Genomic DNA, 24586 nt, shown 5'->3' with positions numbered 1-24586 from the left:
GTTGAAAATTTACTGCATCACCTGCTTTTTATCAAGTTTTTATCGAATTGTTATTCAATTTTAATTAGTACTTTTGGAAAAAATATTAAAAATGAAATTCAAAGCTATATTATTTGCAGCAGCTGTAAGTATTTCTACTTTAGCTTTTGCACAGGAGACATCACAGAAAAAGTCTGGACCACCGGAAGGAAGTGCTATTGTAGGTGACGCATATGGAGCCGGAGTAACTTCAGAGTCTAAGGCCATCACAGTTGATAAACTGAGCAAAAAACTTAAGAAAGACAATAAAAAAGTTGAAAACGTAGCAGTTAAAGGAAAAGTAACTGATGTATGTGAGAAAAAAGGATGCTGGCTTACCATCCAGACTGAAGATAATTCTCAGTTTTTCGTAAAAATGAAAGATTATGCATTCTTTGTTCCAACAGCTTTAAAAGGTAAAAATGTTGTATTGGAGGGTACTGCAGAAAGAAAAGTAACTTCAGTAGACGAACAGAAACATTATGCTGAAGATGCTAAGAAACCTCAGGCTGAAATTGATGCCATCACGACTCCTAAAGAAGAGATCAGGTTCGTAGCCAATGGAATTAAAGTGGTAAACTAATCCTGTATATACTATCAAAAACGTCCTCAGGAAGTAATACCTTTTGAGGACGTTTTTATTTTATGAAAATCTTAAGCTTTTCTAATCTTCTATTGTAAATTCTACAGGCGCATCCAGTTTCGGATATTTGGTAGCAGATACAAATCTTTTCCCTGTACAGTCTATTTCCAGCCAGCCTTTTCTTTTTTTCACATCTCCCACTTCCATCACAAAAGGTACGAATGATATTTCATCCTTACCTTCTTCCATAATTTCGCGGTACTGAACTGCAACATCCAAAATGCATTCATGGTCTGTATTCAGCTTTACATTTCTGTAAATAATATCATAATGTGTTTCCTGGTTTTCGGGAATTTCAAGATATTTTTCCCACCCTTCTGTATCCGAATTCAGCTCACTGATTGCTTTTAAAGCATAATATAAAGCAACCGTATAGTATTTTCTGGTTCCTTTTCTTGTATAATCATCTACGAAATGTCCGCCCTCAAATAAAATAGTAGGCATTCCGGCCTTAATGAAGTTGTCGCCTGTAGAGGTAGGATAAAACTCATCAGAATATCTGCCGATCTGATTCGGAATTAATTCTTTTAAATGATCATACATTCTTCCAATTACAGCCATGCATTTCTTCCTGTTATCCGTTATCGTACGTTCTTCATTTTCAGAGGGAGCCAAAAAAGAAAGCGTTGCCGGATGTATTCCGTCTGTCGTAAAAATAGTCCTCTGTTCATGTAGGTTTAGTGCATAATCATATTTTTTTGAGGCCACTACTTTTTTAAGGAATTTAATTTCCGTACTCGATTCATTATGAAAATCTCTATTCAGGTCAATATCTGCAGCATTTAGTCTTGTCCATTTTTCTGAGCCATCAGGATTGAGCATAAAAATAAAATCCAGCCTGATTTTACTGAAAAGATCTTGCTTCATTTCGGAATTCTTATCCAAAGTTTCCAAAAGGTCAAGCATGGCATGACTGGCATTGGATTCATTTCCGTGCATCTGTGACCATGCAAGAACATTAATAGTTCCCGTTCCTAGGCTTAACTGATAAATAGGCTTGTCTAAATAGGATCTTCCAATCTCCTGAATATAATCGCTGAGATTGGCCTGTAAGTAAGAAAATAATTTTTCAGGAGAAATATAGCGGTTTGAGAAATTAGGATTCGGAGAATAGAGCTGTTCAAAATTCATTATAAATAATTTACAAGAGTCAAATTTAATGATTTTTAGGCAAAAAATATCAGTTAACATTTGTAACTTTATTAAACAATGACAACTGCCATTTTGTCTGTGGATAAGATTGTTAATTGAAAATATGATATTTATAGATATGTAAAACATTTAAATTCAGTAACTTATAAAGCTTACATCAATTACATTTAGAATCTTACTTTAAGTGAATAAAAGCCTATTAATCAGTAAATAGGTATAATATTGCTAAACAAGATTAATGTGGAAAACTTCGTTAATTAAATACATATACAAATGTAAATTGCTGTTTTTTTGTATTTATCCAAGAAATTCAATCTAAATTTAACTATCATATGACCTTCATTACTCTTATCAGAAAATAAGGATTTATTAGTAAACAAAGTTTTAATATATTTATCCATAAAATACTATTAATAAGTTACTTACGATTATAATTTACGTTTGTATACAGCAAATAAAGATCTTTTACTGCTTAAAATCTTTTATTTCTCAGTAAATATGCTATACTTCTGAATATATTTTAAAACACTACTAATCATTGATTTAGCATATAATTAATAGACAACCCCTGAATATTGGAGACCCAACAAAACAGAAGGTTTCAAAGTAATTAATCAAGGAAATTTATCAGCTTAAAATGGTGTTTACTTTGTTAAATAGAGTTATAGTGGAAAGAGAATTATTATAAACAGCTCTATTTAAGTTTATTATATCCATTTACATATGTATATTTATAAAATTAAACTTCGTTTACTTATGTAATTTGCATATGTGAATTTTATTATTTACATTTGTAACATAATTGACAACTTATTTTTATGAGTTTAAACGAAAGAATTTCAAAAGTTATTGAGTATTCCAACCTCAGCCCTTCCGAGTTTGCAGATGAGATTGATGTACAGCGTTCTTCCATTTCGCATATCACTTCCGGAAGAAACAAGCCGTCTCTGGAATTTATTATAAAGATAAAGTCAAGCTTCCCGGAAATCCTTTGGGACTGGCTGGTTACGGGTGAAGGTGAAATGCTGAAATCCGAATTACCGGAAGTAAAACCTGCTTCAGAAGAAAAACCGGAAGATGAAAAAGGGAAACCCACTCCGCTACCCGATCTGTTTACGATGATGAAGGATGATGAAGCTTTCGGAGCTGAAGAGGAATCTGATACTCTGAAAGAGAGCCCACGAGAATCGTTTATACCACCCCCATATAAGACTCAGGAAAATTTATCCAATTCTCAGCGATTAGAAAATACTAATGATAAAATATTAAGCCAAGTTATTGGTAATCAAGAAAATAAGATAAAAAGGATTGTACTCTTTTATGAAAACGGAAAATTTGAAAGTTTTGAGCCATAAAAAACCCGGTCAAAGAAAATGGCCGGGATAAAAAATAGTTGAAGAAGAAAACTAAAGCTTACTACTTTATTAGTTTTGTAATTTTTGTATGTCCCCCTTCATTCTTGATCTTCAGAATATAATTTCCTTTTGGCAAATCTGAAACACTATACTCTTCGGAACCTTTCAAGGTCCTTACTATTTTTCCGGAAACATCCATAATTTCCACACTGCTTATTCTGAGCCTTTCAGGATTATTGATTCTGAAATGGTCTTTTACCGGATTAGGATATACCTGGATCCTGTTGTCATACTGCATGGTTTCCTGTGTACCTAGCGTAGTCGCTGTAAATGTAATAACAAACGGCATATCTAAAGGGACATCAGGAGCTGAAGTAGGGTTTCCGGCATCAACTAGAGAAGTCCACGTTCCTAAAATGGCATCAAATTGTTTAGCATTAAAGGCAGGAAGTCCCCGGCTTCCAACAATTGTAACCGGTGGTAAAAAACCTGCATTAGCCATCACCACATTCTGCAGCTGGTACTTTATCCAGTATGTTCCGGCTCCCAGAGTAACAGGGGTATTGGCTGTTATTTTCCATATTTTTCTAGTGGTACCAGGAACTGCTGCTGCAGGTACGACAGTATTTCCAGTTCTGTACATGGTAGCATCTACTCCTGCAGAAAACCTGTTGGTAGTATCATCTCCAAATACACTTGTTGCCCCTGCTACGGAAGGGTCCGAATTGAATATGTTTACTCTTACTGTATTAAAAGGAGCCGTAGTTCCTGCATAATTCGTCTGATAGGCAAAAAAATCTATGGTTGTAATCTGCCACGAACTTCCGGCGGGAACAGTAAAATCATCAGCAAGAAAAAAACTCGCCGCAGCTGAACTGGATGTTCCGCCCAAACCAAGGCTGGTATTGGATTCTGTAGTATTTCCTGTATTATTCTGAAGTTCAGACCATGTGTATCCGGCAGGTGCTGCCGTTCCACTTTTAGAAGTAGCTCCGGTACTTAAACCTCCGTTATTATAGGTTTGTGCTATGCCAAAATTAGCCGCTATAAAGGCAGCAATAAGTAATGCTTTTTTCATAATATTAGTTTTTAATGGTTTCAATCAAATATAACCAATAACAATGAATAAAACAATATATATTAAATATTTATATTATATAATTAATAGATATGTAAATATTGTAAATTATAAACAATATCAAAATGATGGTACTTATAATAGATACAGTTCTTTTTCACATACATATAGCAAATTAAAAAGACCTGCAGTTTCTGCAGGTCTTTTTGTATATTTTATAAAATATTATTTCTTTCTTCTTTCCAATTCTTTCTTGATGAGACCTAGTTCTCTTCCGGTTTGTCCGGCTACAGAAGTGTTTTCTCTGGCTCTCCTTGTAAGATAAGGCACAACATCCTTTACTGGACCGTATGGAAGGTATTTAGCTACATTATAGCCTTTATCTGAAAGGTAGAAGGTAATATTATCGCTCATTCCGTAAAGCTGTCCAAAGTAGATGTGAGGATTTCCATTTTCAAGCGCCTTGGATTTCATTTTATCCATAACCAGTTCTGATGAGATCTCATTATGAGTTCCAAAGAATGCAGATACTTTATCCAGATGATTCATTACAAAATCAATTCCGGCATTATAATTCTTGTCCGAAGCCTCCTTATTAGGCTGTATAGGATCCGGATATCCTTTTTCTTCTGCTCTGGCTCTTTCCTTTTCCATATAGGCGCCACGCACAATCTTATATCCTATGAAATAGTTCTTTTCTCTGGCTTTCTGAAGATGAGCTTCCATATACTCCAGTCTTCCGGTTCTGTACATCTGGATGGTATTCCAAACAATTGGCTTTTCCCGGTTGTATTTCTCCATCATTTCTTCACAAAGTTGGTCTGCTGCATCCTGCATCCAGGTCTCTTCAGCATCTACCATTACTTTTTTGTCATGCTCATGGCAAAGACCGCATACCTCATCAAATCTTCTTACAACTCTTTTCCATTCCTCTTTCTGACTTGAAGTAAGTTCAGCTCCACTTCCTACCGCTTCATACAGGTCAATTCTTCCAAAAGCAGTCGGTTTGAATACAATAAAAGGAATAGCAGGATTTCCCACAGAAAATCTAATGATATCTTTGATCTCTTTACATACCGCATCAAAGGTTTCCTCATCCTCTTTACCTTCGATAGAGTAATCGAAAATACTTCCCACTCCTCTTTTGAAAAGCTGTTTTACCGCTTTCATACTTTCTTCACGGGTCTCACCACCACAGAACTGTTCAAACAAAGTACTTTTTACAATTCCGGTCACGAAAGGAAAATTATTGTGAACCGTAAAATTAAGAACAGAAGTTCCAAGACTGGTAAGAGCGGGCTGTTCAATCATTTTAAACATCCAGTACGCCTTTCTCAATTGTGCATCAGACTTGTCTGCAAATGCTACTTTAGTATCGTTAAAAATGGGCATTCCTTTTTATTAAATTTAGTTTTGCAAAGGTAATAATAACCTCAGTTTATTTAAAGAAAATTTTCTAGAATTTGCTTTCGATTCCGTTCAGGAGCATTGCCATAATTCCTACAAAAACCCAAAATCTTAATATATTGAGTGTGAAGAACTTACTCCTTCTGGTAGATTTAAGCAAAAGGTAAATACAGAAGATCATTACGAATAAGCCTCCGGTAAAGTAATATGCCATAAAACCTGATATCCCTGTTTTGGTGATTAGTTTCATGGAAACGGCCATTGTGGTAATCAACAGGGAAATGATTATGATCTGGGTATTTTTATTTTTAAAATAGTTGGGAATGGTTGTATATCCGAATGCTTTGTCTACACTTTTTGTAAGCATATCTTTCACAATATCGATACACAGAAGGATCAGAAAAAGGAAAATAGCCATCAGCAATACCTTTTTGGAAAAGGTTTCGTAATACACCATCATTCCGAAAAAAGGATAAAGGGTTAGGCTTACAAAAGTAAGATTGTTAATGATCAGTAACCGGCTTAACTTATGACTGTAAAACCACATGAAGAACTGGTATACAAGAAAAAAAACAAAAACCTTATGGGAAATCATCCATGCGACCCCAAGAGAAATCGCTGTCAGAGCAAGGTAAGCATACAAAAAATATTTCTGCTTGATAAAGCTTTGGATTCTGGTCCGGAACGGTTTTACCACATGGTCTTTTTCCAGGTCATAAAACTGATTGATGATTCCACCCGCCAGAATAGTTATAACGGTGCAGAAAATAATGCCATGTACCTTAAAATCGAAGACAAATTTACTGAACGTTTCATCCTGATTGAAGAGAAAAAAAGTAGATACATACAGGGCAAATGTATGGAGTGCCGCAACAAAAAAACGGGCACCTATCAGAAAACCCACGAATTGTGATAATCTGTAAAATATAGATTTAGAGATATAGTTTTTAGATTGGAAAGTTTCTTTTTCAGAATTCATTCCAACCTGTTTAAAATCTGTAAATCACTTCTTTTTGGAAGCCTTCAAGCATTTTTTCTGCTTTTGCATAGTCTTTAGTGAAACCCAGGATATATCCGCCACCGCCGCTTCCGCAAAGTTTCAGATAGTAGGCATTAGAGTCAAGCCCTTTTTTCCAGATGTTGAAAATACTTTCAGGAATCATCGGACGGAAATGTTCATATGCCCAATAGGAAAGCTTTTTCAGGTTTCTGAAGAAAGGATTCATGTCTTTTTTAAGGAAAGATTCAATGCATGCATTGTTGTAACGGATGAATTCTTCTTTCAATGTTTTTCGGAAACCTTCAGTTTTCATTTTTTCAAAGAAAATCTGTATCATAGGCCCTGTTTCTCCTGTAATACCGCTGTCGATAAGAAATATGGCTCCTTTTCCAGCTTCCCCTTCCGGGATGGAAACCCTATCGAGGTTTTCTTTATTCTCGATAAGGATCGGAAGGTTCATATAGCAGATCAGAGGGTCCATTCCTGAACTTTTACCATGGAAATAGCTTTCCATTTCTCCAAAAACGGTTTTTAATTTTTTCAGATTGTCTTTTGAGATTTGTTCAGGATCCAACTTATTGAGCGCATATTTTTCAAAAATAGCAGCTACCAAAGCTCCTGAACTTCCTACGCCGTATCCCTGGGGAATATTGGAATCGAAGAAAAGTCCGGATTCAATATCATTTTTAAAGCTTTCGATATCTAATTTAAAATCATCAGAAAGGTCAAGCGTTGCAAGGAAATCAGAGTATTTCTGCAGATGTTTGTTCGATTTAAGTTCAAATTCAGAACTCAAATCTGAGAATTTCAGGGTTCCTTTATAGAAACTGTAAGGTACTACAAGCCCCTGGGAGTCTTCAATCATCCCATATTCTCCAAAGAGAATTATTTTTGCATAAAATAGAGGGTTCGTCATTTTGACAATAAATCTTTTTGCAAAGTTAAAATTATTCCGCTGAATATAAGCAAAACTTAAGCCGAATTCCAATTTATTTAAGCAGAAAACGTTTTTCAGGCTTTTCTCACTACAAAGAGCGGAAAACCATTTTATCCGCAGACAGCAAAAAGCCTGAAAGATCAGGCTTTTATGATAGTTTAATTAATTTTTATTGATAGTTGATTATAAAGTATCTCTTTCTTTCCGCATATTAACTTTAAGAAACCGGATCAGAACAAGTCCTGCCGCGAAAAATAAAGTCATCGAAAGGGCTGCGATACGCATATTATTAAAATGTTCAATCAGTGTTGCAAAGATGAACGTTCCGATAATGATCGCAATTTTTTCCAATACATCATAGAAGCTGAAATATGTGGTATTTTCCATAGAGTCTTCAGGCAGAAGCTTTGAATAGGTTGATCTTGACATAGCCTGAAGTCCACCCATTACCAATCCTACTACTGCTGCCACTCCATAGAACTGATATTCTACCGTAGGATTTTCTTTGTTCAGGAAATAGGCCCAAAGACACGCAACAATCCAAAGTACGATAGCGATAGAAATCACGTTTCTGTTTCCTATTTTTCTTGATAACCTGGAGAATATAACTGCTCCGATAATCGCTTCGATTTGAATAACCAAAAGGGTTCCGATCAGTTTATCCTGAGCCAGGTTGATTTCACTTTTTCCAAATAACGTAGCCATCAGGAAAATAGTCTGCATTCCGACACTGTAAAAAAAGAAGCTGGAAAGAAAGAATTTTAGGTTTCTATCCTTAAACAATACTCCACCTACTTTGAAAAGCTCATGAAAACTTTCTTTGGCAATGTCTTTATAAAAGCTCATATTGTCTTTAAGAACCTCAAAGAAACCACCCTGTTCTTCATGTTTTTTAAAGATATTCTTATAATTTAAAAGAACAAGATCTTTAGGCAGTTTTTCTTTAACATCTCCAAACTGAGGAAGATGTTTGAAAGTATACTGGGAAAAACCAAACCACCATGCACCGGTCAACAGGAAGCTTATTCTTGTAAATAAAAGCTGCTGTGCCGCTCCTTTTGCAAAAACCTGAATAAGTACCAGACAGATCACCACAAGAACGACAGAGCCTATATATCCGTAAACATATCCTCTTGCAGACAGCGCATCCTGTTTATCCCGGGTTGCAATATCGGGCAAAAATGAATTATAAAATACCAAACTTCCCCAGAACCCGACACTCGCCGTAATACTGAATAGAAGGCCTAAAAATACATTATGCATTCCCGTAAACATAGCCAATCCCATACATGAAGTTGCGCCAAGATAACAGAAAAACTGAAGGAATGATTTTTTGTTTCCGATAGTATCCGCTAATGAGGATAGGAACGGAGAAAGCAGCACTACAATAAAAAACGATATGGTCAGTGAATATCCGTACACAGCATCCGGCTGGTATTCTTCTCCGAAAATCTTTATCATGTGCCTTACCGGAACATCAATCCATGATTTTGTTTCTTCCACATACTCCTTTTTCTCATAAGCAGTTGTCAGTATGGAATAGTAAATAGGAAAAATAGTAGAGGTAATAACCAATGAGTAAACAGAGTTCGCCCAGTCGTATACAGCCCAGGCTTTCATAATCCTTGGATTATTCTTTATGTTTTGAGGCTGTTGATTCTCAATTTCAGACATTTCAAATAAATATTAGTAGCACAAAAATAGAAAAACCATTAAGAAATCGATTAGAATTTAGAAAAATTATCGATTCCTTAATGGTAAAATATTCTTCGAGAGAATATTACATATTTTCAATCACGATAGCAGAAGCTCCTCCACCACCGTTACAGATAGCTGCAGCACCGTATTTTGCATTATTCTGCTTCAATACATTAATCAGTGTTACGATGATTCTGGATCCTGAACTTCCCAGCGGATGTCCAATGGCTACTGCTCCACCGTTTACGTTTACTTTGGACGCATCCAGACCTAGAATTTTGTTGTTGGCAAGCCCTACTACAGAGAATGCTTCATTAAATTCAAAGAAATCAATATCAGAAATTTCTAAACCTGCTTTTTTAAGAGCAATTGGTAAAGCCTTTGCAGGAGCAGTCGTGAAGTTTTCAGGCTCCTGAGCTGCATCAGCATAGGAAACGATTCGTGCTAGAGGCTTTAAGCCTAATTCTTCCATTTTTTCCTTAGAAACAAGGATTAAGGCAGAAGCACCATCATTTAATGTAGACGCATTGGCAGCGGTTACTGTTCCTTCTTCTTTCTTGAATACGGTAGGAAGCGTTGCAATTCTGTCAAAATTTACTGCTTTATACTCTTCATCTTCAGAAAAAATTACCGGATCTCCTTTTCTCTGAGGAATTTCAACAGGAACCACTTCTTCAGTAAATTTTCCTTCGCTCCATGCTTTTGCTGATCTTTTGTAAGATTCTATAGCAAAATTATCCTGATCTTCTCTTGAAATACTGTAATCTACAGCACATTTTTCTGCACAAACTCCCATATGCACTTTATTGTACACGTCTGTAAGGCCATCCAGCACCATTCCGTCCTGCATTTTGATATCGCCTAATTTAGTGGCAACTCTTGCATTATAGTAGTGTGGAACAAGCGACATATTCTCCATACCTCCGGCAACAATTACTTCTGCATCACCTGCCTTGATAGCCTGCGCTGCCATAGTTACTGCTTTCATTCCAGAAGCACATACTTTATTGACTGTAGTAGAAGGGGTCTCAACAGACAGCCCTGCACCCAAAGCCACCTGACGGGCCGGGGCCTGGCCTTCTCCTGCCTGCAGTACATTTCCCATATAGATCTCCTGAACATTCTTAGGATCAAGACCGATTTTATTTAATGCTCCTTTTACAGCAGCAGATCCCAACTTTGTAGCAGGAACGGTTGAAAGGCTTCCCATAAAACTCCCGATAGGTGTTCTTACTGCGGAAACGATGAATACTTCTTTCATGTGTATTATATTTACTTTTTTTAACAAATGCTGCCTTCCGACTGCATTATACTATTCTATTTTTTTGCTTTTATATAAATAACCTCATATTGGCTATTTTCAATTTTGGAATGTATTTTCAGGGCGTTATCCTGAGTTTCTACAATTTTATTGCTGAAAACATCTCCTATACGGATACGGCCATCATTGACTGTCTTATCCAGCACGATCGCTTTATAATTGCAGTCGTCCACAAAAACCAGAGAGGATTTTATGTAGTCTTTACCATTATTGAAATATTCGGTCTGAATATTATCTTTAATGGTCATATACCAGATTCCCGCGGGATAATTCGGGCGAAGGAATTTCCCTTCTCTTATATTTTTACATTTAGCCGGCTGATCCGGTTTGTCAAATGCTGTCTTTTGAGACTTAGCCTGAGAAAATATCAACATCAATAAAGCTGCTGATCCTAATTTTAAATGCTTCATATTTGTGTCCGTTGATTTATTTTTTTATTTCCTGCAGCGAAAACCATAAGGAAAGCGCCTAAAAATTCTATAACCCAGCCCCATCTCAGCTTTACAACTCCTGCAAAAGCTTCTCTCCATGATTTGAACGGCAGAAAGCTGAAGTATTCCAGAGACTGCATCTTTACGGCAACGAGTGTAAATGCAAATAACAGAATCAGCAACACTCCAAAGAACCTTACTACTTTCACACTGTTATTGACAATACCAAAAACTGCACATGCGGCAAAGATCCAGCATGCAATAGCCAGATAATGATCCAGTTTCCAGTAATTCCAGTTTCCAATAATGGGAACATGAACAAGAGGAAGAAAACTACCCGCCACCACTAATAATAATCCTAATAACTGAATATTTTTCATATTTACTAAAGTGCCAAAATACAAAAAAAAACACACTTTTAAACAGTGTGTTTTAAAAACGGATGATTCCTTTACAAACATTTGTTAGCCTCAATAAAAATTAATTAAAATTAAATTATTTTCAATAAATATTCGATTTTATTGCTGAATTAGAAAATGATATTTACGAATTCTATGCCGAGCTGAACTCCATATTTATTCTTCAGAATAGCCCTGTCATTGAATACGGGTGTAAAATCTTTCTGAACAAATACTTTAAGACCTCCATAACTGATCCCGAATTTTCCACCGACGATAAAATCGTTCACTCCATGCATTATTCTTTCTCTTTCTACAATCCTTCTGGAGTTTTCATTTGAATATTTTATGTAGTTCACACTTCCTACTTTCACACCGCCATAAATCCCCATTACCAGGCTCAGTTGTCTTTTTTTGTTATCAAGATACTGAACCCCGTCATATTCTGTATATTTTGGATTCAATACAAATCTTAAATCTACAGGAATGTATAGGTATGTAATGTTGAATTGGGTTTTCTTTAAATTCCCCCTGTCAAAATCATCTACGAACAAAGCGTTGTCTTCCTGCTTAAAAACTTTTCCGTATTTGGGAACATACTGGTCGAATCTGACTCCTAAACCAACCCGGTAAAATACAGGACTTTTAAAGCCTCCGATCTGGTCCTCATATCTGATTGCCATCTCTGAAGAGTTGATGATGGTGTTCCTGGTATCAGAATCTTTATTGTAAAAGTTAAAAGGTTCATTTTTTGAGGTCAGGCCTGCTCCCATTATACTGCCGGATAATTCTACCGTCTGTAAGGACTGTTTTGGATTTTTTGTCCCCTTTTGCCCCAATTTCATATTAAGACCATTAAATCCCAGCCACATTTCGTTTTTATTTGTACTGTCCCGATCCATAAAAACAGCATTTCTAACCATTTCTGTTGTCGCAGCCTGCAGTTCGCTTTGCTGGGCATCTACTTTTTCATTAATCGTTTGTTGATATTTTGAAGCAATTTCGGAGCGTTTTTTCTGCTTTTCCTCCGTTGTGATTTTATTATCTTTAAAATCTTTATCAACGATGTCCAGCTCTGCATTCATTTTGGATTTCTCTGAAACCACAATGCTGTCAATTTTTTTCGAATAGAGTTTAATCTGCAGATTCATATCCGGTTTTTCCTGAGCCGCACTGTATGTAAAAGCCATTACAGCAGCCATAAAGATCAACTTTGTTCTCATATTTATTTTATTAATTTTAAACAATATTTTAGCTCTGTCCCTGTTTCAGGCCAGTATTATTTGGATTTTATAAAAAATTCAGTTTTATTTGGATTCCAGATAGACCGTTACTCCCAAAACGGTTACATTGCCTACATTCGGAACAATATTATCAAATTTGAAAGCTCCTAATTTACGTTCATCCTTACTGGCTTTTTTCCGGGCTTTATCAAATTCTCTGCCCAAAAGAAGTTCATCAGGATTGATATAGTTTGATTTTGATTTCTTCACTTCTGCAAGTAAAGGAGGATTTGGCATCACAGTATTCTCCGCTTTTTCATTGTTAATGATATTATTTTCCGGTTGAATAACTATATTTTGCCCTTCTTTATGTTCGGCAATCTGAGTATCGTTCGATCTTCTTTCTCTTTTTGGAATTAATGCATGATCAGAACTAAATTTTTCCAGATTTTTGTTTACAATTTTTACTGTATTCTCCCGGATAGGCTCATTCGAAATAAGTCTTTGATCTTCCAAGCCTGCATTTATAGGATTTACTGTCTTTTTAAGAGTTTTTTTAACAATATAATCTGTTTGTTTACTCTCAAATTTTGTTTTATAATTGTTATAATAAATAAATGTTCCTGCAGAAATAAAGAGCAATACAGCAGCAGCATACTTCCACCACTTAAAAGACCGGTTTAACGGCATATCAGGTGTATTATCCAACTTCTGGTCTAATTTATCCCAAAGATCTTCAGAAGGCTTAATTTCGAGTCTTTCGTAGTCAGACTTTAACTGTTTCAGTATCTCTTTTTTCATTTTCTTCTGCTTTTAAAAATTCTGTAAGCCATTTTTTGGCTTTGCTTAGCTGGCTTTTACTTGTTCCCTCTGAAATATTCAGCATTTTTGCGATTTCCTGATGTTTTTTTTCTTCAAAAACATATAGATTGAAGATCAGCCTATACCCTGCCGGCATCTTTAAAAATATTTCTTCAATATTGATTTCTTCCAGCCGTTCATTTATATCTTCATCAGAATACTCGTCTGCAATTTCTATATCGGCATAAAGAATATTCCTGTTCTTCCTGACAAAACTGATAGAATCATTGACAACAATTTTTCTCAGCCAAAATGGAAAGCTTTTCCAGTCTCTGCATTCGTCTAGCTTGGTAAAGCATTTCATAAACGCGCTGATCAGGATATCTTCTGCATCATGAAGATTATTCGTATAAGAATTTGATATGGCAAGCATTTTAGCCGAAAACATTTCGTAAAGAGCCTTTTGGGCCATCCGGTCCTGCTTTTTAGCCAGTAAAAAATTCTTTTCGAGGTTCTCCATGTATCGGTTTTCTAACTATAAGACGGAATTTATTCTAAAAGGTTGCCTGAAAATAAAAAAAATTGCACTTTCTTTCAAAAAGTGCAATTTAATATTTTAATAATCAGATCAGTAGAATTAGTGTTTTACTGAAGAAACTTCTTCCGGATTGTGTTTATGTCTGAATAAAACAGCAAAGAAAATGGCCAGGATCAATGCATAAATTGCAAATGAGAGCCATATATTCTGCCAGTCTTTTACCATGACCACAGATGAAAGCGTTCCGTCAGCATTCACTGCTGAATTGAAGCTGTTTTTAAGGATTTCCAGGAAAGTAGGATTATCAGCTGTTGTGTCAAGATAAGCAGATAAATCCGAAGCATTCGTAAATTTGTGCGTGAAAAATTTATCGATAGCCCAACCTGCAATATAGCTTCCGAAAAGAGCACCAAAACCATTGGTCATCATCATAAATAATCCCTGAGCAGATGATCTTATCTTTTTATCAGTCGTTGTTTCTACGAAAAGAGAACCGGAAATATTAAAGAAGTCAAATGCCATTCCGTATACGATGCATGAAAAAATGATCAGTGAAAGCCCAAATCCATCAGGAACCCCATAAGCAAAGAATCCGAATCTAAGCACCCAGGCCAACATAGACATCAACATTACTTTTTTAATTCCAAATTTTCTTAGAAAGAATGGGATTGCCAAAATAAATAGTGTTTCCGAGACCTGCGAAATCGACATGATAATCGTAGACCTCTGTACTACAAATGAGTCTGCATATTTGGGGAAGTGTGAAAATTCACTTAAGAATACATCTCCGTAAGCATTAGTCAGCTGAAGTGCTGCTCCCAAAAGCATTGAAAACAAAAAGAACAAGGCCATTTTATAGCTTCCGAAAAGCTTAAATGCATTAAGGCCTAATTGTTCAGATAATGGAGCATTTTTATCAATCAGCTTCTGAGGCGGACATTTTGGTAAAGTCAGAGCATAGATTCCCAGAAATATCGCAATAGCCCCGCCAATATAAAACTGTCCTTCTGTAGCCTTGTTTCCTGTAAGATTGGTAATCCACATCGCTACAATAAACCCGATAGTTCCCCACACCCGGATAGGCGGAAAATCTCTCACGACATCCAGATTACTGTTTTTCAGGATCGTGTAAGAAATAGAGTTTGCCAGGGCAATGGTAGGCATATAAAAGCACATCGCCAGAAGCATTAGCCAAAAGAAAGAATTAGGATCTGCGGAATGAGGCAATACAAAAAGGATAACCCCATAAAGGATATGCAGTACAGAAAATATACGTTCTGCATTCACCCAGCGGTCGGCAATAATCCCGGTAATGGTCGGCATAAAAATAGAAGCTATTCCCATGGTTCCGAAAACGGCCCCAAACTGGGTTCCGTCCCAGTGTTTTGTACCGAACCAAAAATTAGCCATCGTAATCAGCCATGCTCCCCAAACAAAAAACTGAAGAAAGCTGAGGATGGTAAGTCGTAATTTTAAATTCATAGTTTAGTATAAGTGTTCTTTTAATCAATTCTCTTTTTCCTCCTTTTAATTTCTTCCTGAATTTCCAGAGCGGTATCAAAATCTTCTTCCTTTACGGCTTCATCCAGTAATTTTTGCAGCTCTTCCATAGATACTGCTTTTAAATTATCTTCAGACTGCTCGGTTTCGGAGAACGGCTGTTCTTCTTTTGAAACATCTTCCAGCTCAAGAAGAATTCCCGCTTCATTAAGTACCTGCTGAGTGGTAAAGATAGGCGCATCAAATCTTACTGCCATTGCTACCGCATCAGAAGTTCTTGCATCCAGGATCAGCTCTTCATTATTAGCTTTATTTTTGAAATTAATATTAGAAAAAAATACGCCGTCTACGATCTGGTAAATAATCACTGAAACCAATTCATAATGGGCAGAAACTATAAATTTTGTGAATAAATCATGGGTAAGCGGACGGGGCGGATGGATGTCTTTTTCCAGTCCCAGCGAAATAGACTGAGCCTCGAAATTTCCTATAACAACAGGTAATTTTATATGTGATTCTTCATGTTCCAATAACAAAGCGTAAGCCCCCGATTGGGTCTGGCTGTACGATATTCCGCGAATAATTAGCTGCTTATAATCCATAGCTACAAATATAAATTAATTTTTTATTGTAGGTTTCACTTTTAGACAAAAATAAAAGCCCGGAAGCCGAGCTTTTATGCTATTGTTGATAAGTGTCAAAAGTCAATAGTGAATTTTGCTTCGCAAGTGAATTAATTTATCTGAAAAATTGACAAGCGTAGCGTATTGACTATTAACCATTCACTATTCTATCCTTTAATTGCTTTAATTTTCTCTGTTAATGCAGGAATAATCTGGAATGCATCTCCTACTACTCCATAATCCGCAGACTTAAAGAATGGTGCTTCAGCATCATTATTAATAACTACGATGGTTTTAGAAGAGTTTACCCCGGCTAAGTGCTGAATAGCTCCGGAAATACCTACTGCAATATAAAGATTAGGTGAAATTGCTTTTCCTGTCTGTCCTACGTGCTCTGTGTGAGGTCTCCATCCGATATCAGAAACCGGCTTGGAACATGCAGTAGCAGCCCCAAGAACATTAGCAAGATCTTCAATCATTCCCCAGTTTTCAGGACCTTTCATTCCTCTTCCTGCAGAAACTACCACCTCTGCTTCTTTAAGGTCTAATTTCCCTGAGCTCTGCTCGTGAGAGATCACTTTAGTATCTTCATTAGCTACTGATAGATTTTTAACTTCTTCTGATCCTGATACAGCGCTTTCTTTTACACCGAAAGCATTTTGAGAAACTGTGATGATCACCCCATTTCCTTCAGCTTTTGCATGCATAAACCCTTTTCCTGAAAAAGCTTTTCTTTTTACCTGGAACGGAGAAAGGCTTTCAGGAGCTTCCAGTACATTGGTAATCAAAGAATAGTTCTTCATTACTGCAAGCATAGGAGCGATAGAAGAAGCATCTGTAGTGTGAGGGAAAACGATAGTGTTTCCGTCTGCCACTTCACTTACAGCCTGAGCGAATGCCTTTGCTGAAAAGCTTTTAAGACCTTCATCTTTTACATTGATAACGTTTGATGCTCCATATTTGTACAATAAATCTGAAGAATCTGTTGGGTTTACAGAGATTGCCGTAACGGTATCTCCCGCCTGGTCTGCAACTGCTTTAGCATAAGAAACGGCTTCAAAAGCTGCTTTTTTGTAAACTCCATTTATATTTTCTGCGTATACGAATACTGCCATTTTTTTTAAATTTAAAGATTAAAAAATTTAAGGATAAAAGATTGGAAATCAGATCAGGGCTCAACATATGTCCCTGTTTCAGCTTCTTTCTTTTAAATTTTTAGATTACTTTAGCTTCTTCGTGAAGTAATCTTACCAATTCATCCAAATTGTCAGGAGAAACCATTTTTACAGCAGCTCTTGGCGGCACGCTGTCATAAGTTACTCCCTGAACTTTCACCTCAGAAGAAGCCGGCTCTACTACCTGTAAAGGCTTCGTTCTTGCAGACATGATCCCTCTCATATTCGGGATGATAAGATCTTTTTCATCTACCAATCCTTTTTGTCCTGCGATTACAGCAGGTAATTTTACTGATATCGTTTCTTTTCCGCCTTCAATTTCTCTTACAGCTGTAGCTTCGCTTCCGTTTATATCTAAACCTACAGATGCATTGACGAAAGGCTGATTTAACAGCTGAGCGACCATTCCTGGTACTGAACCTCCGTTGTAATCGATAGATTCTTTTCCGCAAAGGATAAGGTCATATCCTCCGTTCTGAGCTACGGCAGCGATTTCTTTCGCTGTAGAATAGCTGTCTTTAGGATCAAGGTTTACTCTCACGGCATCATTGGCACCAATAGCTAATGCTTTTCTGATCACTGGTTCTGTAGCAGCATCTCCTACGTTGATCACTGTTACAGTTGCACCCTGAGATTCCTGAAGTTTAACTGCTTTTGTCAACGCAAATTCATCTAAAGGATTGATTACCCACTGAATTCCATTTTTGTCGAAGGCAGATTTATCTGCCGTAAAGTTAATCTTGGAAGTAGTATCCGGAACACTACTGATACAAACTAATATTTTCATGTGTACTATTTTATTTTTTCCCTTTTAGGCATAAAAAACCTTAGTGTTTTATGCTGAGATTTTGTTACATTTTACGTTGCTAATATAATTAAAAAATATATTATGCATGCATAATACTTATTTTTTTACTATTCAATACATTAAATGCATTTACTAGGCTGGTTTTGTTGCCCTAAACTCTATTTTGCTAGGCAAAACACGTGGATTCATTTTTAAAATATCCAGGACCAGATTCCCCATATCTTCGGGCTGGATCTTCCAGCTGTCTTTTTCTGAGGGAACATTTCCGTTAAAATTGGTAGCTACCGATCCCGGCATAATAACCGTCGATTTGATATTGTATTTTCTCAGATCAATCATTGCCGCCTGAGTAAATCCTACGACTCCAAATTTAGATGCATTGTAACCTGTTCCGTTTTCAAAGAAATTGGCACCTGCCAGACTCGAAATCGTGATATAATAGCCTTGCGTCTTTTTTAATTCTTTCACAGAAGCTTTTAATGTGTAGAATACGCCTGTCAGATTGGTTTCTATCATATCATTCCACTCTTCGGCAGTCAGTTCATCTACAGGTTTGAATATTCCCAATCCTGCATTGGCAATTACAAAATCCAGCCTTCCGAATGTCTCAGTAATATATTTTACAGCCTCTTCTTCACTTTCAAGGCTTCTTACATCTGAAACAATCCCCAAAACATTCTTTGAATATTTCTTAAGTTCTTCTTCAGCTTTTTCAACATCATCTCTTTTACGTCCTGAAAATGCTACTGAAAAACCGTTTTCCAATAATATTTTCGCTATTCCGAAACCTATTCCTTTGGTTCCTCCAGTTATATAAGCTACTTTATTTTCTGACATATTATTAATTTTAATGCTCTAAAATAACAAAAACGCTTCAATTGAAGCGTTTTATATAGACTAAGATTTGTCAGGTATTTCTATAATTAATCTATAACAAAATAATTTATCTGAAAAATAATGAAAACTAATTTCATACAAAACTCAACCTATTTTTTTATAAATTTCTCAGAGAAATTACCATTTTCAGTTCTAATATTGATGAGATAAGTGCCAGCAGGAAAACTTCTAACATCAATTTTATCATTTTCTACCATCGACTGAACCTTTTTGCCAGCCGCCTCATAGATTTCAATGTTTTTTATCTTAGAAGAAGCATTTATTTTAATAAAATCTGAAGCAGGATTAGGATATACAATTACCTTATTCTTATTTACAGTACTATTTGCTACAGATAATAATGCCTGGTTATATACTTTAACATTATCAATATAGGCTGTTCCGTCTGCATTATCGTGTACGAAACGCAACTGGTTTATATCCATTGATTCTACTGCAATACCGGAATAGATCAAAATCCCGTTCAGATAGTATTTAACATCTGCAGCGGTTCCTACAACTGCAATATGGTACCAGGAATTCGGCTGCCACGTTCCCAATGCAGTGTCCATTACAGGATTTCCTGATAGTGTTTTCAGAACTTTAATTCCACCGGAATTATCAAAATCGAGTCTGACAATATATTTTTCGTCAGCGCTGCTTACTCCCTGAAAGCTAAAAATCGATCCATTAAGCTGGGACATATTGATATCGAAAGAAACCGTAAAACCGTTGTAGGGAAGCAATACAGGAAGATTATCAAATGCGCCGATGATAGGAATGGATTGGGTTCCATAAGTGTTTTCTTTTACAATCTTCAGAGAATTAATTCCGTCTGATGCATTATCCATAGAAATGATCTGGTTAAGCACGTTCGGGGGCATATCACCGGTTGGCGTGCTGATCCAGGTCCCCTGACCATGGATATTCCCGGTATAAAATCCATCTGAATATTCAAACGAAATGATCTGCTGCGCAAAGGAAAACACTGAAAACAAGCAGAATGCGACAGAGTAGTTTTTTTTCATAGTAATTATTTTAGGTTGAACTAAAAATAATCACATACATTAACTAAAAAAATATCATTTGATAGGGATATTACCATAAAAAAACGTAAAGCGCTCCGATTTTGGAACGCTTTACTGAATATGATTATAAAATATTTAATTATTTTGAATAGTTCTCGAAGAACAGCGGAATACTTTCAATTCCTTTATAGAAATTAAACAGCCCGTAATGTTCATTCGGTGAGTGAATTGCATCTGAATCCAGCCCAAAACCCATTAGCACAGACTTAGCGCCCAATACCTTTTCAAACATCGCCGTGATCGGGATACTGCCTCCACTTCTGTAAGGAAGAACTTCTTTACCAAATGCAGTTTCCATAGCCTTCTTAGCCGCTAAAAACTCTTTAGTATCACTTGGTAAAACATATGGCATTCCTCCGTGGTGAGGTGTTACTTTTACTTTAACATTCTCAGGAGCAATTTTTTCAAAATATTTTGTGAATTTTTCCGTGATCTCTTCAGGAGTCTGATAAGGAACCAGACGCATTGAGATTTTAGCAGAAGCTTTGGAAGGAATTACTGTTTTAGCTCCTTCTCCTGTATATCCTCCCCAAATACCATTACAGTCTAAAGTAGGACGGATAGAGGTTCTTTCAAGCGTTGTATAGCTTTTTTCACCTTCCACTCCATTGAGTCCGATAGATTTCTTGAATTCTTCCGGATTGTCTTTCAATTTCTTCATATCTGCTCTTTCAGCATCTGATACGGTTTCTACATTATCATAAAATCCGTCTATGGTAATATGTCCGTCTTCGTCGATCAGTTTAGCAATCATTCTGGAAAGTACGTGAATCGGATTAGGAACGGCTCCTCCATACAATCCTGAATGAAGATCTCTGTTCGGTCCTTCTATTTCAACTTCTACATAGCTTAAGCCTCTTAAGCCAGTTGTAACAGTTGGCTGTTCGTTGCTGTAAATATGAGTGTCGGAAATTAAAATACAGTCGCAAGATAACTTTTCTTTGTTTTCGTTAACGAAATCTCCCAAGCTTACGGATCCTACTTCTTCCTCACCTTCCAAAATAAATTTAACATTACAAGGAAGAGAGTTTGTCTTCATCATCGCTTCAAAAGCCTTTAAATGCATAAAAAACTGTCCTTTATCATCCGCAGAACCTCTTGCAAAAATGGCTCCGTCAGGATGAAGTTCTGTTTTTTCAATATAAGGTTCAAAAGGTGGTTTTGTCCAAAGCTCCAAGGGATCTGCCGGCTGAACATCATAATGTCCGTATACCAATACTGTTGGCAAATTTTTATCTAAAAGTTTTTCTCCAAAAACAATAGGATATCCTTTGGTTTTACATACTTCTACATTGTCAGCCCCTGCATTTTTAAGATATTCTGCAACAACATCCGCACATTTCAAGACGTCATTTTTATAAGCCGGATCTGCAGAAATAGAAGGAATTCTCAATAACTCAAATAATTCATCCACGAAACGCTGTTTGTTTTCATTGATGTAATTTAATGTCTCTTGCATTTTAAAAATTTGTTTCGTTAAAAATAAAAAAAATGCCCTGCTTGAGCAAGACATTCATATACTTTATTGTATTTAAATTATTTTGTAAATCTTACAGACATTTTTCTGTCAGACGCTCTTTCTGCATCAGATGCTTTTGCATCCACTTTTGCAAACTGGCTTCCATATCCTTCTGCTGAGACAATCTGTCCTCCGGCACCTAAAGCGGTAAGCTGAGCTTTAATGAAATTGGCTCTGTCCTGAGATAATTTCACATTTTTAGGTTCATCTCCGGTTTTATCAGTATAACCGCCAATTTTAATTTTTGCATCCGGGTAAGCTTTCAAAATTTTAGCAAGATTACTCAACTGCTCCTGAGAACCAGCTTCCAACTGATTGGCAGAACCCATTTTGAAGTTAACATTATCAAAGTCATACCATACATTTTTCAATCCATCTTCTGTAGCAGAAGCATATTGTCCGGATTTCAGGTATTTTACAATGCTGTCTTCCATTCCGTTAGCAAAACCTTTCAGAGCAACCCCATTTAAATCAATAGAAACCTGAGATCTCTTCTCAGCATGTTCAGAACCATGTCCTGCAGCAGCTTCATGACCGTGTGCTTCACCTCCACCCTGTGCATCATCGGAATATCTTTCTACTCCTTCTTCCAGTTTCAGAGTATTCTTGTTTCCTCCTGCCTGGATCTTTTTACAGCTTACGGCTACTGTTGCAACAGCTAAACATATAATGAATTTTTTCATATGTAAAATTTATTTTTTAAATGTCATATGGAATCGCATTATTTTAGCCGGTTATCATATTTTAACAGCAAGCGATTTCATGCTTAAATTTTTGATTGCCCAAAAGTAAGAAATCCTGCTTTTTTCGGCAACATTTTTATACTGATTTTAAAATAATTTTCCCTTTTTTGGATTGTGTAAAAATAAGGTAGCCTTCGCCACCGTCTTTTATTCCATATTTCTTTTTGATATCTTCAGGTTTTAAAGGATAATTCTTTGAAATGATATTAAACTGCTCTTTCTTTTTAATCTGCTTAGATTCAACAGATTCCATTTCTAAAACTCTACCGGGAAAATCATTAATTTTCTGATATGAAGTATAGAGATGGGTATTGGGATGAAGTTTTTTAAGCCCGAATCTTTCTGAGACCAGATTAAAAACTCCGGCTTTTAAAATACTGTTATTAGGAATATAGATGAACTTTTCAGGCTCGGAATACACAGGTTGAGCATTGTCCTCTTCTCCAAATACGAACTTAAAATCAGGTTCCCCGCTTTCCAGGTTGATACAATTTACTGTAATGCCATTTCTTTTTTCATTGGATAAAAAAACAACGGCTTCTTTTACATCATTTTTCAGGGCTATTATTTCTATCCTGAAAATATCTGGCAATACCGAAATCAGATATTTTAAATCGATTAACGGTGAAAGTTTTATAATCACCTGATCTGCAGTCGCAAGAAGAACGTCTTTAATCTGCAGGATATCCGGCGAAAGATCTTCAAGCAGAAATACTTTATTTTTATTGTGGTCTCTTCTTGCAGGATCTAAATAAATAACATCAAAATATTCTTTATTCGTACTCAGAAAGTCTTCCAGATTTTGATTGATAAAAGATGCTTTTCTGCCTAAAATTCCCCAATTATGTTCTACTATATTCAGTAATTCGAGATTTTTTTCCACGAGAGTCACCTCATTGAAATTCCCAGAAAGATAATAGGCATCGATTCCAAAACCGCTGGTCAGGTCCACGAATCTATTCCCTTTAAGGATCTGCGACTTGTAAAGTGCCGTTGTTTCCGAAGAAGCCTGCTCTAAATTAAGTTGCGGCGGAAAAATAATTCCTTCTTTCAGCAGAAACGGAAATTTCTTCTGTGCCGTCTGTTTTCCTTTGATCTGCTGGACAATTTCCAGCATGGAAACATTTGGAAACGGGGATTTTTTTAACAGAAGAGAATGCAGGTCTGTATTCAGATTTGCATTGATATAGTTTTGAATTTCTTTGTTTAATAATTTGTTTTCCACAGATTTCCTGGAATTTTCAAATTTTATAAATGAATAATATAAATGATTATAAAATACTTCGACTCCGCTCAGAGTGACGTTCTACAACTGATCATTATATTTTTCAAGGCAATACCTAGATTTTATCTTTTATAAAAAATATAATCTGTCAGTAACGGATCAATACCGCTTTGTTTTAGAAGGGAATTGATCTGGCCCCGATGATAGGTTGAATGGTTCACGGCATGAAACAGCATTTCAAAAATACTATTTTCAAATTTTATTCCTCTTGAATTTTGGTATTCCACTCTTTGATCCATATCGGATTTTTGAATGATATCAATACTTTTCAGAAAATTCTGCTGATTAATTTCATCAAGAGACTCAAAAGGGTTGACCTGCCAGACTTCAAATGAGTTTTCGCCCAATATCCGTGAATTCCAGATCTGCTGGGCATTCAATATATGATTGATCAGATTGATTGTTTTTTCATCAACTTTCGATCTATTCTCTGAAATATATTTAATCATTTCTTTGTTGAAATGATGGGTGTATTCAAAAAGGTCAATCAGTTTTTCTTTCATTACTTTTAGTTTGACTCTTTATGCATTATAATTGTATTGCGGGATAATGGATCTAAAATTTTAGGATCTTCATTATCAAAATCTATAAAAAATAAAAATTCCTTTTCATTAGTAAATTCAATAAGTCCCTTTAAAAATTGAACTTCTTCCAACTGTCCTTCCTGATTATTATAAGAAGCAATCAGTTTAAACCTGTAAGGTTTTGCAGAAAAATCAACATCATATTGAACATAACCTTTTTTACCCTGATTAGGGCCGTCCGGAATTGTATAATCTCCGCCATCGATTACCATTCCACTGTATTCAACATACGTAAAACCATCCGGAAAAAAAGTAAAAGATCCCTTATTATTTTTATCATCTGTTCCCGTCCATTTTCCATATAAATCTTTTACAGATTGTGAAAAACATGTTCCAAAAAACATTAGAAGAAGAAATATCCAGCTTTTTCTCATGATAATCCTAA

General features: G+C 36.0%; 25 protein-coding genes. 2 read left to right on the top strand and 23 right to left on the bottom strand.

The annotated features are described in order from the left end of the window. The first annotated feature begins 91 nt into the window (after positions 1-91). Complete coding sequence (locus tag V6R96_RS08645; RefSeq protein ID WP_111958007.1) at positions 92-601, top strand: DUF4920 domain-containing protein; 510 nt, start codon at positions 92-94, stop codon at positions 599-601. 81 nt (positions 602-682) lie between these two features. On the opposite strand, the gene V6R96_RS08640 is transcribed toward V6R96_RS08645, so the two are convergent. Continuing rightward, entirely contained in the window at positions 683-1792 is a 1110-nt protein-coding gene (locus V6R96_RS08640; protein ID WP_336378669.1) for a M14 family zinc carboxypeptidase, read from the bottom strand. A gap of 839 nt (positions 1793-2631) precedes the next feature. Here V6R96_RS08640 and V6R96_RS08635 point away from each other — a divergent pair. Continuing rightward, positions 2632-3168: a helix-turn-helix transcriptional regulator gene (locus V6R96_RS08635; protein ID WP_336378668.1), complete on the top strand. Its 537-nt coding sequence runs from the start codon at positions 2632-2634 to the stop codon at positions 3166-3168. Between the two features lie 61 nt (positions 3169-3229). On the opposite strand, the gene V6R96_RS08630 is transcribed toward V6R96_RS08635, so the two are convergent. The 22 genes from V6R96_RS08630 to V6R96_RS08525 all read right to left on the bottom strand — a co-directional run bounded on the left by V6R96_RS08630 (position 3230) and on the right by V6R96_RS08525 (position 24575). Beyond that, the gene (locus V6R96_RS08630) at positions 3230-4246 is read right to left on the bottom strand and encodes a T9SS type A sorting domain-containing protein (protein WP_336378667.1); all 1017 of its coding nucleotides are present in this window, start codon (positions 4244-4246) and stop codon (positions 3230-3232) included. A 225-nt stretch (positions 4247-4471) separates the two neighbouring features. Then, positions 4472-5638, bottom strand: coding sequence for a proline dehydrogenase family protein (locus V6R96_RS08625; protein ID WP_223559376.1), 1167 nt, complete (start codon positions 5636-5638; stop codon positions 4472-4474). A gap of 64 nt (positions 5639-5702) precedes the next feature. Beyond that, positions 5703-6632 (bottom strand): UbiA family prenyltransferase, encoded by a 930-nt coding sequence (locus tag V6R96_RS08620; protein WP_336378666.1) that lies wholly within the window; start codon positions 6630-6632, stop codon positions 5703-5705. 10 nt (positions 6633-6642) lie between these two features. Further along, positions 6643-7569 carry a mevalonate kinase gene (locus V6R96_RS08615; protein WP_111958398.1) on the bottom strand — a complete coding sequence of 309 codons (927 nt, stop codon included), beginning with the start codon at positions 7567-7569 and terminating at the stop codon, positions 6643-6645. Between the two features lie 204 nt (positions 7570-7773). Next, entirely contained in the window at positions 7774-9264 is a 1491-nt protein-coding gene (locus V6R96_RS08610) for an MFS transporter (protein WP_111958019.1), read from the bottom strand. A 106-nt stretch (positions 9265-9370) separates the two neighbouring features. Next, positions 9371-10549, bottom strand: coding sequence for an acetyl-CoA C-acyltransferase (locus V6R96_RS08605; RefSeq protein ID WP_336378665.1), 1179 nt, complete (start codon positions 10547-10549; stop codon positions 9371-9373). Positions 10550-10605: 56 nt separating this feature from the next. Next, positions 10606-11019, bottom strand: coding sequence for a hypothetical protein (locus V6R96_RS08600; protein ID WP_336378664.1), 414 nt, complete (start codon positions 11017-11019; stop codon positions 10606-10608). After that, complete coding sequence (locus tag V6R96_RS08595) at positions 11016-11420, bottom strand: hypothetical protein (RefSeq protein ID WP_336378663.1); 405 nt, start codon at positions 11418-11420, stop codon at positions 11016-11018. The genes V6R96_RS08600 and V6R96_RS08595 overlap by 4 nt, the downstream gene beginning before the upstream one ends. Before the next feature lie 149 nt (positions 11421-11569). Beyond that, positions 11570-12661, bottom strand: coding sequence for a hypothetical protein (locus tag V6R96_RS08590; RefSeq protein WP_336378662.1), 1092 nt, complete (start codon positions 12659-12661; stop codon positions 11570-11572). Between the two features lie 84 nt (positions 12662-12745). Beyond that, positions 12746-13462: a hypothetical protein gene (locus tag V6R96_RS08585; protein WP_336378661.1), complete on the bottom strand. Its 717-nt coding sequence runs from the start codon at positions 13460-13462 to the stop codon at positions 12746-12748. Beyond that, positions 13428-13982, bottom strand: coding sequence for an RNA polymerase sigma factor (locus V6R96_RS08580; RefSeq protein ID WP_111958047.1), 555 nt, complete (start codon positions 13980-13982; stop codon positions 13428-13430). Before V6R96_RS08580 ends, V6R96_RS08585 begins: the two co-directional genes overlap by 35 nt. Before the next feature lie 117 nt (positions 13983-14099). Further along, a complete protein-coding gene (locus tag V6R96_RS08575) occupies positions 14100-15482 on the bottom strand; it encodes a nucleoside permease (RefSeq protein WP_111958049.1) in 1383 nt (460 codons plus the stop codon). A gap of 20 nt (positions 15483-15502) precedes the next feature. Next, on the bottom strand, positions 15503-16102 hold the full coding sequence (locus tag V6R96_RS08570; RefSeq protein WP_111958051.1) for a bifunctional nuclease family protein: 600 nt from the start codon (positions 16100-16102) through the stop codon (positions 15503-15505). Positions 16103-16290: 188 nt separating this feature from the next. Next, positions 16291-17238 carry an electron transfer flavoprotein subunit alpha/FixB family protein gene (locus tag V6R96_RS08565; RefSeq protein ID WP_223559369.1) on the bottom strand — a complete coding sequence of 316 codons (948 nt, stop codon included), beginning with the start codon at positions 17236-17238 and terminating at the stop codon, positions 16291-16293. A 100-nt stretch (positions 17239-17338) separates the two neighbouring features. Continuing rightward, the gene (locus V6R96_RS08560) at positions 17339-18085 is read right to left on the bottom strand and encodes an electron transfer flavoprotein subunit beta/FixA family protein (protein ID WP_336378660.1); all 747 of its coding nucleotides are present in this window, start codon (positions 18083-18085) and stop codon (positions 17339-17341) included. Between the two features lie 153 nt (positions 18086-18238). Beyond that, positions 18239-18943 (bottom strand): SDR family oxidoreductase, encoded by a 705-nt coding sequence (locus tag V6R96_RS08555; protein ID WP_336378659.1) that lies wholly within the window; start codon positions 18941-18943, stop codon positions 18239-18241. Between the two features lie 149 nt (positions 18944-19092). Then, complete coding sequence (locus V6R96_RS08550; protein ID WP_336378658.1) at positions 19093-20010, bottom strand: T9SS type A sorting domain-containing protein; 918 nt, start codon at positions 20008-20010, stop codon at positions 19093-19095. A 139-nt stretch (positions 20011-20149) separates the two neighbouring features. Next, positions 20150-21529, bottom strand: a complete 1380-nt coding sequence (locus tag V6R96_RS08545; protein ID WP_336378657.1) for a dipeptidase — start codon at positions 21527-21529, stop codon at positions 20150-20152. A 77-nt stretch (positions 21530-21606) separates the two neighbouring features. Continuing rightward, entirely contained in the window at positions 21607-22272 is a 666-nt protein-coding gene (locus V6R96_RS08540; RefSeq protein WP_336378656.1) for an OmpA family protein, read from the bottom strand. A 136-nt stretch (positions 22273-22408) separates the two neighbouring features. Then, positions 22409-23557, bottom strand: coding sequence for a class I SAM-dependent methyltransferase (locus V6R96_RS08535; RefSeq protein WP_336378655.1), 1149 nt, complete (start codon positions 23555-23557; stop codon positions 22409-22411). 122 nt (positions 23558-23679) lie between these two features. After that, the gene (locus V6R96_RS08530) at positions 23680-24120 is read right to left on the bottom strand and encodes a DinB family protein (RefSeq protein ID WP_336378654.1); all 441 of its coding nucleotides are present in this window, start codon (positions 24118-24120) and stop codon (positions 23680-23682) included. A 5-nt stretch (positions 24121-24125) separates the two neighbouring features. Then, a complete protein-coding gene (locus tag V6R96_RS08525) occupies positions 24126-24575 on the bottom strand; it encodes a hypothetical protein (RefSeq protein WP_336378653.1) in 450 nt (149 codons plus the stop codon). Positions 24576-24586 lie beyond the last annotated feature (11 nt).

Origin of the sequence: Chryseobacterium sp. CCNWLW53 (assembly GCF_037083525.1) — a bacterium.
GTDB lineage: Bacteria > Bacteroidota > Bacteroidia > Flavobacteriales > Weeksellaceae > Chryseobacterium > Chryseobacterium lathyri.
The sequence above is the reverse complement of the archived record's forward strand: the minus strand, read 5'-3'. Positions and strand labels throughout refer to the sequence as shown.